Consider the following 12298-nt stretch of genomic DNA (forward strand, 5'->3'; position numbering starts at 1 on the left):
ACGATGGAATACACCGGTCTTATCAACAAATACAAGATCAATCGCCCGCTAACGGACGAAGAACGCCGCAACCGGCTCGATCCCTCAATACGCCTGGACGTGTCGCCGAATTATTTCAGCTCGACGATCAGCGTGAATAGCCGCTACCTGGAGGTCGCGGACAAATACTATGGCTGGAAAGGCGCGCTGACCTTCGTGACCAGCGCCTTGTTGATCATTGGCTTGGGAATAGGCTGGGTTTGCGCCGATATTTTCTTCGTCGACGGATTGATGGGCGCCGCCGAAGAACGCACGGCCAATCTGCTCTTCGGCGGCGCGCCGCTGCTGTTGGATATCGCGTTGATCGCCGCGCTCGTATGGCTCGCCTTCAGGGAGTGCTTTCGCTTTACTCATTATCCGATCCGCCTGCAACGGGACCTGCGCATGGTGCATGTCTTCCGGCTGGATGGCACGGCGCTCTCCGTGCCGTGGGATACGGTTTTTTTCACGCTGGGGCGCGGCAATCGACCGTTTGGCATTCAAACGTGGGATGTGCGCGGACATGTGCTCGACGACGATGGCGTGACCGTGGTCGAGACATTCTGTTTTGCGCTGGCCTGGCCGGAGAAAGAGGAACTCCTCCGGTATTGGGAGTATGTGCGGCGCTATATGGAGGATGGAGCGGGCGAAATCGCGCCATATACGCTTGCATATCTCCCCATTGCCACGCGGCGAGAAAGCTGGCGTTTCGGCTTGTTGCGGCTGGCCTTGAATCTGCCGGGCCAAACCCTTGTGCAATTGATCTTGTCGCCGGCGTTGCTGCTATTTTCCTTCACCCGGTGGCTGGCCATGCGTAGCTGCAAGATACCGGTCTGGCCGAAGCACATCGAGGACATTTGCGTGGTGGATGCGGCCGATCCATTCGCACGCGACGCCAGCTCGAATCCCGACCAGCTCTGGAAGGTGATGTGAAATTCAGCGCAGGCGCTGGAAATGAAGCAGCGACCGAGAATTTACTGCTCCACGACCCAGAAAGCGCCGATGTGGGAGCGTTGGCGTGCAGGCGAATCCGCGGATTGGTCATCGGGAGGGAGACCTGCTCTGTGGCGGCGGTAGCGGCCAGATTGCAACACTTGTAGAGCGCCAGGCGCGCTATCTAATGCGTGATGCGGTGGTGTGTGTGCGTGTGTTTCGTCCAACGACTGCAGATGATTCCCAATTCTGCGTGTAGGGATTGCTGCGTATCACCAGACGACTACACTGGTGCAGATCATCATGGTGATGGCCGTTGCCATGCTTCTTGCGGGCCGCCATCACTGATCAACTGGCTACCGCCGCCAACCCAAGCCCCACTTTGAGAACCGATTTCTCCTATGCTGGGGGACATACGCTCTGGTCGGTGACGCCAGCCGCTGAATATGTCCATGACGTTGGCGTGCCTGCATCATGCCGACAATCGAGAGCACTCCTTCAAGGATCCGCCTTGCAATACCCATGGACAGTTGAGTACGGTCGACAATGAAAAAGTTGGTTGCTATATCAACGCAGCAGGACGCTTCGGCATGTCATGCCACTTGCGGCGCCGATTGCAACTATTTCGATCATGGGCGCAAGCGGAATGTGGCTGATCGACGTCAGTGATAGGGGGAACAAGTCGAAATGACGCAGTGGTATGTGGAAATCGCCATCCACCCCATTATGGCGAAGACAGTGCCAAGACCGATGAAGGCCAGCCAGCACCGGATCAAGCCATTTCTGAATGGCAATGATAGAAAAAGCATAGATCGGCGATAAGAGCGGTGCCAGCACCGCGAGGGAGACGACGCCAGCGGCCAAGAAAGGGAAGATGAATGTCGCTACAAAGAGATGCCGATCGCGTGAGGGGTTGAAGCCATTCTCAATCAACCAGGTCACAAAAGTAACGGTTGCAATTGTCAGGCTTCCAGCAATGAATGCGGCGACATACGCCACAGTTGCGCGCCAGGGAGTGAGCGTGGATCGACGTGTTGCGGCATACGGTCCGTTCCAGCAAGGATGCTTCTAATTTCTCGGCGTCTCCACCACAAGGTGAACCGATCCGATCGCTCTGATACTAGACGATCTGGCTTCGGATTGTTGCCGGCTATTATTGGCCGCACACGGGCTCATTCGTATTGCATCGTCACGTCCGCGAACAGTCGTGGACGACCGTCGCGATTCGACCCGAAGCGGATATTCAACGCCGAGAAGACTATGATTCACGAACCATCGCAACCCTGACCGTCGCGCTGGCAATGCGACCTGTACGATACTGATCCTGCGTGTGGTGAAGATTTCTCACTTGCGGTTTTCAATGACCCCGACAACCTATCAAGACTTAGCCTGCATCGCCATGCTTCAATTCAGCCATCGAGACGATCTCTTTGAATTATCAGTGTTGGACCATGAGGAACCGAAGGCGCAAAGCTATGGTGGTACTCACTTGCGTATTTCTGTGTCTTCGTGCGGCTTTCGCGGAAGCTGTAGCGCTTGGGTTTATGCAGAGGATATGCAGAAATTCTTCGAGTCACTTGTAGAGCTTCAAAATACTTCCAAGGCAGTAGCGAAGCTCGAATCAACGTCGCCGAAGGAGATTGAGCTGAGTGTTTCTGCGGCCAATTCGAGAGGGTATCTGTGCGTTTCTGGCGCAATTGGTAAGCACGTATTCACGGAAAACGGGAACCATTGGCACTCTGTCTCGTTCGGCATCGAGTTTGAATCCGCCCAGCTTGATATTGCGATTTCTTCGCTGAAGCCATTTTTTGGCTTGGCAGCGCCGGACTGCTCCCCGAACTAGCCCGAGCCGTTGAATGGCCGTTCTTGGCCGGTTGTTGTCAGATGCGTCTTGCATGAACGACGCCGCATCGAAGTGCAGCGGCCGGCTGAGTGCGACCCAACTCGGACATTCATCATCTAGCGTGAGCGTCTGCTTCTGACAGCAGACGATGTCAATATTGGCCTCAGGCAGCAGGCAAAAAACTTCAATGCGAGGCACGAAGGTCAAGTGCCACGTTCTGAAGAGTGAAGCCGCTTCCGTCACCCCGTACGTCTTGGTAAAAACTTACGCTCCAGCATTTTGTCGCGGGCTCGATCGTGATCACGTCGTAGCACATCGGCTTACCCGCGGCTCCGACACTGGATCCACACCCGACGGCCGTCACCTCGCCCCCTTCGGTCGGACGAACCGTCGCCACGTGCGGAATGTGCTTGTGCCCATGGAGCACCAAGCCGACCTGTCGGCCGACACACCAATTTACGAAGTCTTCGGATTCCTCAAAGGCTATGAACCGGTTATCGCCGCCCAACCGAGCGAGGATGCGCTCGTACAGCGCAGTTGGCTGCGAGCCATAGTCCACCGGATGGTGATGAACCAGGGCGATATTGAAGTAATCGCGTACCTGCTTTCTGCGATAGATCTCTTCGTCGTGCTTTTCGGCGCGCGAAAGACGCTGGCGCAAGCTCACGCCGCCACGAGCAAAATTTCCAGTCTCGCTCGAATTAAAAGAGAAGAACACAGTTTGCATATCGTGATCAACGTCGAGCGGTGACCAGTCAAGGTCGGTGACGTATTCCGCATTTCTTCCAAATCCTCCGATCGCATTGCCCTTGGTCCGCATGTCGTGGTTGCCCGGAACCACCAGCAATCGCTTTCTGGTACCGTCTTCGACGTCGCGGCGGAATTCGTCGAACGACGCGCGCAGTTCGTCCGATGGCGTGTCGAACAAATCCCCGGTCACCGCTACTCGATCAATCGAAGGAAGCAAGTTCTTCACATGTCGCTTAAGGTACGACCGACGTTGAGTCGCTTCCGCGAGGCCGATATGAAGATCGCTGAGATGAAGAATGCGTTTGGAGCGTTGCCGAGACGCTTGGAAGGCTATCGCATCGTCAGTTGCCCTTAGCCCACCCGAAAGCGCGAACAGCAGGTCATAACGTAGGAAGTTGAATGCATCCTGCAGAGATAGGGCACAGGCGCTGCCGAGCCGTGTCCAAAAAAGGACACCGGGTGGCGCGACGGGTTGATCCGCGAAGACCCTCAGCGCCGGAAAGGGGTCAACGAACTGAGCGAGTCCAGGCTCATATCGCTGCGAGGGAAGGAGAACCAGTCCGTTCGCGCCTGAGCTAAACCCAGCCTCCCTGAAGAAGCGCAGTGTGGAGTCGTCGCGGCCATGATCGTCAGCCGGGAGGACGAGCGCGTAGAAGTCGTAACCGGTGAAATATGTCCGGAGCGGATCCAGGTACTGCCTTGAATCCACCGGTCGCTCATTGGCGGGCTCGCCGAACTGGAAGTTGAGACGATCGAACTGGTAACGGGCCGCGTCTTCGACTTGCCGGGTCCAGTCGTCTGGTGATCCTTGTGTCGAACTGATGAGATTCTGACCATAGGCAAGTGACATTAAAAATGTCGCGATCGTATCTAGGTCGGAACGAGGAGCGGCAACGCCGGTTTCGTCCGTGAGATACCCCACGAGATTGATATGGTTGAGGTCGAATCGCGCGCCCATGCTTCCTCCTCTGTACCAGATTGTTCGACAATTCAAATCGGGACGACCCATTCGGCCTCGGGCCGCCATCACGTTGGCAATACTCCGACTCAACGGAGGGCGGATTGACGTCAGAATAGTGGCCCAAGTATTGGTCGTCGCCTCAACCACCATGAACGGCACCGGCGGTGCGACTTCAACCCATGTTTATCCGCAGATTGCTGATTCCAATATATGTCCATTTCCCATTAAGCGACATTTGCGAGTGACCGCAACTGGCCGAACTTTGTCTTATGCCTCAGGATCGGACGCGTGCTTTGACCACAGGTGGTTGAACAGCGTTGACTCTATGATGCGAGCATCGAACTGGGCATCAGAATTTATCTCGATCAAAGGCGGAACAGGCAGCTTTCCGAGCTGGGTTCCCATTGTCGACTTGTGACCATCGGCGTATCCAACGCGACCGTCGCGAAAAAACTCCAGTTTGCGAATTTCATAACGCTGATTGTCAAGCTGCGAGACAAGTCGAATTGGGTCCGCCTCGAAGTCGTGTGTCCATGCAACATCGATAAATATAGGCTGGCATGCCTCGTTCATCTTTTGCTCCCCGTCCGCCTGACCCGGCTTGTCTCGACGCGGGCATTGTCGACGATTTGTGCGGGGGGGCAAAGGGCGGCTCCTGGCCGAGGCTGTATCAAAAACGTCGAGCACGAAAATCGACCCACCAGAACGCTGCTTATCGGCTTCGCGACACTTCGGCAGCGTGTTGATGCAACCCGCCCCTGAGGATGTGTCGATGCTGAATGCATTGTTGGCAGTTTTTTTGCGACGTCGCTGCTGAAACGAATACGCGAATCGCGTCCTCAAGATACGAGTGCCCTAAAGTTAATTAAGCGCATGCCGTAATTACTTAGTGTGAGCTTGTCATCCTGTCGCGTTCAGCGACGGGAAAATCCAACGCTCTCTAGTGCACATAAAAAACTGAATCAACGAGGGGATTCCATTGAGAACGCAGGTTAAGGCACGGCCACTCTGGCTTGCCACAATCGTTGCTTTTGCCGTTTCGGGGTGCGCGAATCCCGGTGGTTTTCAGCAACTCGGTGGTAACGCAAACGATTCAAAAGGCCAGGGCGATCTCAATATCTTTGAGAGCACGTTCGACAACCCAGATCCTTGTGCGAACAGCAACCGGAATATTGGCGTGGCTGTCGGCGTAGGCATCGGCGCGATATTGGGCGCTGTCATAGCGAAGAAGAACAAGGTTGCTGCCGCCGCCATCGCCGGAGCCGCTGGCGGCCTGGCGGGCGGCCTGATCGGCCACGCTGTGGACAGCCGGCGCTGTGCCTTGTCAAAGATCGCGGTCAGGCACGATCTCACTTACTCGGCTGCGCCGCTCGAAGTCAAGGCATCGGATACGGGTCAGGCCGAGCAGGTCGGCAGTTCTTTCACGATCGTAGATACCGCGAAGCACACACAGTTCGAAACCGGCTCGGCCGAACTGACGCCTGAAGCCAAGATCTACTTCGGTGAGATCGCCGAACAATACCGCACTTCAACGCGCGTCGCTGAAGCGTCCAGCGCGGACGAGAAAGCTGCAGCCGCGCAGACCAAGATTCTGCTGATCGGCCATACGGATGACACGGGGAGTTCGGAGCTCAACGCAGATCTCTCGGAGCGACGTGCGCGTGCGGTTGCCCGGCTCTTTTCCAGCCACGGCATCTCACCTGACAACGTGTTCTATCAGGGGGCTGGCGAAACACTGCCGATCGCCGACAACCATACGGATGAAGGTCGCGCGAGAAACAGGCGGGTTGAGATCGTCGATCTGACGGGGGCGAAACCTGACATTCTCCAGAGCTACGCAAGCAGTCGTGTGCCTCAGTATCGGTACTACCGTGCGTCGGCTTCGCAATCGGAAGAGCGGGCCCTGCGCTTGCAGTCCCCAAAACCGGTTGCGAAGGTCGCCAGAAGCACTTCAGCATCGAAAATGGCGAAGGGCAGTACTTCGATGAAAGCGCAGGCTATCGCATCCGATGCGGCAGCGCAGCCTGCGGCTACGGTCAAGCTGACATCATCGACCACTGGCGCAGAAGAGCGTATTGCTTCGTCGGACGGCATCGATTTCGGCTGGCGCGCGACGAGCCCAGCAATGGTCGGCCTGAAGTTCGCGACGATTGCGGCCCCGTCCTCGACTTTCGCGTTTCTTTCCAGTGCGGTCGCTGACGAGGCGCCCGTCTCGAAAAGCTGCACGAACGACCGGCCGCGCGTTTCTCACGCGATGAAGTCTGTTGCGGATGACCGCGCCGTGCCGGTGCGTGACCATTTGCAGAATCTCTACGGCAGCAGCTGGGGCGCGACAGTGAACGGACAGTACCTCGCGCTCCAGGATGTGTCGGTGCTTCGCAATGGCTCGACCGCAGGCAGCAGGCCGACGTTGCTGGTCTGGAAGGACTATGAGAAGGGCAGTGGCCTGTCTGGCCCTGCTCAGGTACGACTGTCTCCGGACGTGAATGCATACGCGGTCAAGGACGGTGTCCTGTATCGGGTATTCGTCAACAACGCGGGCGTGTTCGATTGCGCAGACATCATTTTCTCGAACGGGAAAGCGACCGCAGGTGAGCTCGTGCGCCACAAGAGCAATCAGTTCTTCACAGTCGACTACGTGCCCACCATCGCACGCTCATAAAAAATCAGGGGAAAAACAATCATGATGGACATTATTCAGGCAAACATGAGCACCATTGTCTGGTGTCTCGTTGCCGCGCTGCTTGCCGTGGGCGCGTTTTCTTTCAGGTCGACACTCGAGTTCTGGTTGAACCACTGGAAGTACACGTTCCCGGTATTGGGGAAGACCGCGCGTCTTGCCCGTCACGGTATTCACGGACAGGGTGGTTGGACCGATTCGGAGCGTACCCTCTGTGGAGACTACAACAAATTCATCTCCTATCTTTCCAGAGCGGAATTCAACAAACGCAACGACTACCTTGCAAAGGCCGACGACAGTGGGCGATCGCCGACGCCGCTCTGGTTGATGGTTCTGCTGACCGTTCTCGTTATTGCTGAAGGCCTCGGTTTTTCGTACCTTCTGGGCAGCTGGATGGCGCGCGATGGCAGTGCCAATACGCACACGTTGCTCATGATTGCGATTGTGCTCGTGCTGTGCGTCATCATGGTCTTTCTCACCCACTTTGCGGGTCACCAACTGTATCGATCGAATCTGGTTGCCCGCTGCCGCAAGCAATGGAAGCAGGACAAAACCCAGGAACGCTTTTCCAGCCGCAAGGTGAAGCTCGACGCTGACCAGTCGGTGGATGATGCTGAGCCGGATTACACGCAGATCGTGAACCGGGTCGGGACGAGTCATAGCTACTTTATGGTTGCCCTGACCGTCTGTGTGATTCTGGTGATTGCTGTCACCTCGACATGGATGCGCTGGAGCAACCTCAACGCGGAGCAGACGCGCGAAGCCATGGGTGTGAGCCAGAACGCCGATGCTGGCAATCCCTTTGCGACGACCAATGCGGTCCCCGCCGAACTTGTGGCAAGCCAGAAGGCCGCGGATGACCGGGCCCGGGCAGAGGAGTCTTCTTCGACCCGCAGCGAAGGTGCTGCCGCGTTCATCACCCTCGCGGTGATTTTCGTGGTGACCCAGATCGTTGGCATTTTCGGTGGATTTGCCTGGGGCTTTGGCGGACGTGAAAGTCTTGCCGCGTGGCGGACCACCAAAGGCTTCACGACGTTCGAGGACTACAACAACTATTTTGCGCCGCTGCGCGCGATTGCCCAGTCCCAGCTGGAAAATCTCCAGAAGCGGCTGGCGGAGAATGCAGATATTTCGGGCAAGACGTTCTCGAAATCGTTTCGGGACTACGTGATCGAGCAACGTGCATTTGCCGATCTGGAGTCAAATGGATCTCATGTAGCACCTGAGGCTGCGCCTGAGCGCGCGCCCGTGATGGCCACGCGTGTCGCCGAGGTTGAAACGCAGCGGGCTTCGGAAATTCCCGCGGCACGACCGGTTGCTCAATCGACGGTCCCGCCAGTGTCGACTGGCCAGAGTCTCGAAGCGATCATTGCTGAGATCGAAACCACGTCCGACGTGTCGCGCAAGAAGGAACTGATCGTTCGCCTCGATGAGCCGTTGCGCCAACAGGTCATTGGGGAGATCAAGCGACGCAAGGAGCGGGCTGAAGCAGCAAAGCACGCACTGGACTCACAGCTCGATGACCTGTTCAAGGCGTAACCGTTTCATGATCCAACGAATTCGATACCTCGCCGCTTTAGTGGCACTCGGCACGTGCGCCAGCAGCGCGCTGGCGGGAATTAGCAATGATGTTCCGAGCTGCTATGCGGCGAACCACATCAAACCTGTGACCAGCGCGATTGGCCAGGAAATGTTCATTGCTGTCGACCAGACGACCGTGTTCGATGAACGCCTGCAGGCACAGATCGCGGCGACTGCGTCGTCGGCTATCAAACCGGGGAGTGCATATTCGCTTCTCGATTTTTCTGCTTTCTCACAAGGCCGATACACTGAAGTCGTGACGCGCGGCGTCGTGGAGTCGCCGATTCCGGAAAAGCTTCGCGACGATATCAGCGAGCGTGCGCTGCGCACGTTCGATGCGTGCATGACGGGCCAAACAGCTTTCGCACGCAAGTCCTTGCTGGCCGCGATATCGCAGGTCGAATCGAGCGCAACCAATGAACTCGCGCGATCGGACATCCTCGCTGCACTGAAGGACATTGGTGACAAGGTGCGCGCCTCGCCGGCGTCGGATCGTGTGGTCTTACTCGCGTCCGACATGCTGGAAAACAGCTCAATCTCGAGTTTTTATGCACACAACGCGGTTCGGCACATCGACCCGCAGGTCGAGATGAAGAAAGCGCGTGCGGCGGGCATGATTGGCGATTTCGGTGGCGCACGGATCTACGTAATCGGCGCAGGCCTGCTCTCGGGCGACGCGAAGGTGAAGAACGTCTACCGTGATCCGCAGACGATGAGCGCGTTGAAGCAATTCTGGACGTTGTACTTCGAGCAGTCCAACGGGAAGTTGCAGGAGTTCGGTGCGCCTGCGCTGCTGAATCCCGTTGCTTTTTGATCTTATTTCGGCATCGACATTTAGCGGGACATCACGGTTTGGTCACTCGAATGTGAAGCGCCAATGCGACAAGGAAATAAAAAATTCTCATAGTTTTCGTTGTCGATGGGAACTTGATGGCGCACGTCGATACATACGTGCGCGAATTAAAACTGATTTCGCCTTCGGTTGGGGGCGAGAAATCAATAAAATTACGGTGCTTAATAGAATGCCTCAATTTGATCGGTGGGTAAGTCCGTGGCCTCGCACTTGGCCGTTCGCAGTATTTAAACGTCACCATACTGAGTTAAATGACATTTACTGGGCGGGCGCGATTTCTGCTTTTTCTTCTTCGAGAGTTGTTAAGCATAGTCAAATTTCCAGTGATAAAAAAATATCAACAATTCTCCCGATACCAGCGCAACAGAAGAAGCGTATGGATTTTACTCGAGAACAGTGGGAAAAATTCACATCTGATTTTCAAAATTGGACGCGACTTGCAGCGTTGATGTCGGCGTCATCATATTTTGAAACATATATGAAAACTGTTTGTCAGCTTGCGTTGCTCTCAAATCCAGGTGTGATTTTGCGGAGTCCGAAGGCGGTAGACGGGATTTCACTACTAAAATCGTTGTCAACCAAACACGCAAAAGTTCATCTCGAGAAAGTGAAGGAGCATGTAATAAGTATCACAAAGGGCGATTGGACTAGTAGGGTTGAGAGCTATGAAGGTTTTTTTGGAAGCGCGCCTACTGTTCTTTTGGAATCAGTCACGGCGTTGAGGGACATGCAGAAATTGAGAAATGGTGTGGGTCACGCGTTTGGCCGTCTCATACCCGACTACGATGATCCACTTACTTTCGCGCCAAAGAGCTTCCAACGATTATCTGAAGCACGTTTACAGACATGGTTGGGAACTGTTGAAAAATGTGCTGTAGCAATAGATGAACATTTGCGATGCAGTCATATTGGTGCTTTTGAGGCACTTTGGAAGTACCATCAATGGGACAAAAGGATAGTTGGACATAGGACTGAAGCACAAATGATTCGTGATCAGTTTCCAGATGGACAAGGTGCACCTGCTTCAAAGCAGTATTTCGAACAATTGATTCGATTCTACAAAAATCTTTAGATTGTCTTTGATAAGAAACCTTTTGAGCGATCGTTCTGGCTCTACCCTTGAGTTGTGAAATTCGAGGCAGGGAACTTGAACGATCACCAGGGGCGCGGGCGGTTGTCTTACGCGATCAAAGCTGTCGATTCGAAGCGCGATGCCGGACATGTCACTCACTGCTATCGTGGACAGTGTCCATACGCTAGCGCAGGTTTGGCGACGCGCCCGCGATCCTAGACGTTTTTGAGATAGTGATCTTTGGAAGGGCGCATATCGCCAAGTTCCTGTTCGCGATCAATGTCCTTGATTGATCTCCGATTGATGCAGAACTGGAGGAGTTACAGATTGTCTAGTGGCACCCGGCAGTGAGTCGGAGTTCTGCAATTGAACAATCACGGTAGTCGGCGACGCATCTGCCCCAGCGAAAGCTAGATGCATTCGATGTACTGCATTTTGTCCGAGCCAATTCGCAGGTAATTGGGGCTCAGCAAAGCTGCAATATAGAACCTGAGTGGTGATTAGGCTCCATCCTACTAAGAAGACAAGCCCCAGTTTGATTGGAATACGACTGACTGAGCGCCGCTTGAGAATTTCTAGATCTTCACAACGGAGCAGAGACATGTTATCGGAGGCGAATTGGCGACGAAAAGCATCCGTTTGAAACGAAAGTACGTCCTTCGCATCTTCAGAGTTGACGCTCTTCGACTGCGTGACTTTTTCAAAAAGTGCTTTATTCTCCACATCTTCCATGTCATGGCGCTTTAGCTCGGACACGTCGAGAAAGGGTGGCCTTTTACTGCGTCCAATGCTGAACTCTTTATCCGCTCGCTCCGCAGCGGTTAGGATAAGATCTTCTTTGACTACCATCTCCGAGAATTTTGTTCCAGAGAGAAGGAGTTGATAAGAAACATGATTTTCTCTTGAAATCAAGTCGAGCAGTTCTCGCTCAGCTGCACTCGCAGCGTATTCCCAACGTGCTTGCCAGAACTTTGCACCCGTTGCCATCGTACGTTGATAATACGAGCAACAAATTCCAACGATGCATACAGCGAGAGTAACAATTGGTGGTGCCTTCGTCTGGGCTTGTAGGAACCCTGCGAGAAGCACACCCTGAAAGACCATAAAAAAATTGTTTCGCTGCATCAGCTGTTCGATCTCGAACTGACGGCCACTCATCGTTAATTGATACAGTTCTCCGACGGCGTTCAAACGCTGACTTTGGCGCAGTCTTAGGGGAGAATGAGTTTTTTTCAGAGGACGTCGGGTGTCACGTCTAAGTTTGAATTTTGTGGTCATGATGTATGTGTAATTTATTCGCTAGAAAATCGACAATAAAAAAGCACTTCTGCGGCAGAGCATTTCTAAAAATTGCTCGGTTATCTTGTTTGTGCTAGCTCTAAGCGGAAGTTTGCTTGCGGAAACGAGTGGATAGGAGTAAACGCTCCGCCAGCGGCTGACTCCTATTGCGCATCGTGGACAGCACTAGCCTAGGCCACGAGAGGCAGGGTGAGCCTCCTGGACTGCCTTCTCGTCGAACTAATTATCGGCAATAATTGAGATTTCTATAAGTGTAATGTGGTAATTTTTTTGCATATGCGAAAGGCATCGTATGCGCAAGAACATTA

10 protein-coding genes are annotated in these 12298 nt (G+C 54.4%); 6 read left to right on the forward strand and 4 right to left on the reverse strand.

The genetic code is table 11. From position 1 onward, the window contains the following. Positions 1 to 3 precede the first annotated feature (3 nt). The gene (locus BBA01S_RS30440; protein ID WP_027819747.1) at positions 4 to 951 is read left to right on the forward strand and encodes a DUF6708 domain-containing protein; all 948 of its coding nucleotides are present in this window, start codon (positions 4 to 6) and stop codon (positions 949 to 951) included. Positions 952 to 1518: 567 nt separating this feature from the next. Here BBA01S_RS30440 and BBA01S_RS30445 read toward each other — a convergent pair. Further along, the gene (locus tag BBA01S_RS30445; protein WP_042298162.1) at positions 1519 to 1950 is read right to left on the reverse strand and encodes a hypothetical protein; all 432 of its coding nucleotides are present in this window, start codon (positions 1948 to 1950) and stop codon (positions 1519 to 1521) included. A 361-nt stretch (positions 1951 to 2311) separates the two neighbouring features. Between BBA01S_RS30445 and BBA01S_RS47130 the strand changes: the two genes are divergently transcribed. Continuing rightward, positions 2312 to 2794, forward strand: coding sequence for a WapI family immunity protein (locus tag BBA01S_RS47130; RefSeq protein WP_156966136.1), 483 nt, complete (start codon positions 2312 to 2314; stop codon positions 2792 to 2794). Positions 2795 to 2978: 184 nt separating this feature from the next. Here BBA01S_RS47130 and BBA01S_RS30455 read toward each other — a convergent pair whose 3' ends face one another. Together BBA01S_RS30455 and BBA01S_RS43450 are read right to left on the reverse strand one after the other, a co-directional pair. Continuing rightward, on the reverse strand, positions 2979 to 4502 hold the full coding sequence (locus BBA01S_RS30455) for a metallophosphoesterase family protein (protein WP_027819750.1): 1524 nt from the start codon (positions 4500 to 4502) through the stop codon (positions 2979 to 2981). A gap of 270 nt (positions 4503 to 4772) precedes the next feature. Further along, positions 4773 to 5078, reverse strand: a complete 306-nt coding sequence (locus BBA01S_RS43450; protein WP_042298163.1) for a DUF6881 domain-containing protein — start codon at positions 5076 to 5078, stop codon at positions 4773 to 4775. A gap of 406 nt (positions 5079 to 5484) precedes the next feature. Between BBA01S_RS43450 and BBA01S_RS30465 the strand changes: the two genes are divergently transcribed. From BBA01S_RS30465 to BBA01S_RS47135, 4 genes are read left to right on the forward strand one after another with little or no spacing between them, the layout of a single operon-like run. Then, entirely contained in the window at positions 5485 to 7167 is a 1683-nt protein-coding gene (locus tag BBA01S_RS30465; protein WP_167336058.1) for an OmpA family protein, read from the forward strand. A 21-nt stretch (positions 7168 to 7188) separates the two neighbouring features. After that, on the forward strand, positions 7189 to 8724 hold the full coding sequence (locus tag BBA01S_RS43455; protein WP_052391964.1) for a hypothetical protein: 1536 nt from the start codon (positions 7189 to 7191) through the stop codon (positions 8722 to 8724). A 7-nt stretch (positions 8725 to 8731) separates the two neighbouring features. Next, entirely contained in the window at positions 8732 to 9580 is an 849-nt protein-coding gene (locus BBA01S_RS30475) for a hypothetical protein (RefSeq protein ID WP_027819752.1), read from the forward strand. Beyond that, positions 9570 to 10691, forward strand: coding sequence for a hypothetical protein (locus tag BBA01S_RS47135; protein ID WP_156966137.1), 1122 nt, complete (start codon positions 9570 to 9572; stop codon positions 10689 to 10691). Before BBA01S_RS30475 ends, BBA01S_RS47135 begins: the two co-directional genes overlap by 11 nt. A 276-nt stretch (positions 10692 to 10967) precedes the next feature. Here the strand turns inward: BBA01S_RS47135 and BBA01S_RS47140 are convergent, their stop codons facing one another. Beyond that, positions 10968 to 11969, reverse strand: coding sequence for a RipA family octameric membrane protein (locus tag BBA01S_RS47140; protein WP_156966138.1), 1002 nt, complete (start codon positions 11967 to 11969; stop codon positions 10968 to 10970). Between the last annotated feature and the right edge of the window lie 329 nt (positions 11970 to 12298).

The organism is Paraburkholderia bannensis NBRC 103871 (assembly GCF_000685015.1).
Lineage (GTDB): Bacteria > Pseudomonadota > Gammaproteobacteria > Burkholderiales > Burkholderiaceae > Paraburkholderia > Paraburkholderia bannensis.

Excerpts from the sequence above, each read along its gene's own strand:
- BBA01S_RS43450 (WP_042298163.1), bottom strand. The coding sequence starts at position 5,078 with ATGAACGAGGCATGCCAGCCTATATTTATCGATGTTGCATGGACACAC.
- BBA01S_RS30475 (WP_027819752.1), top strand. The coding sequence starts at position 8,732 with ATGATCCAACGAATTCGATACCTCGCCGCTTTAGTGGCACTCGGCACG.
- BBA01S_RS43455 (WP_052391964.1), top strand. The coding sequence starts at position 7,189 with ATGATGGACATTATTCAGGCAAACATGAGCACCATTGTCTGGTGTCTC.
- BBA01S_RS47140 (WP_156966138.1), bottom strand. The coding sequence starts at position 11,969 with ATGACCACAAAATTCAAACTTAGACGTGACACCCGACGTCCTCTGAAA.
- BBA01S_RS30440 (WP_027819747.1), top strand. The coding sequence starts at position 4 with ATGGAATACACCGGTCTTATCAACAAATACAAGATCAATCGCCCGCTA.
- BBA01S_RS30455 (WP_027819750.1), bottom strand. The coding sequence starts at position 4,502 with ATGGGCGCGCGATTCGACCTCAACCATATCAATCTCGTGGGGTATCTC.
- BBA01S_RS47130 (WP_156966136.1), top strand. The coding sequence starts at position 2,312 with ATGACCCCGACAACCTATCAAGACTTAGCCTGCATCGCCATGCTTCAA.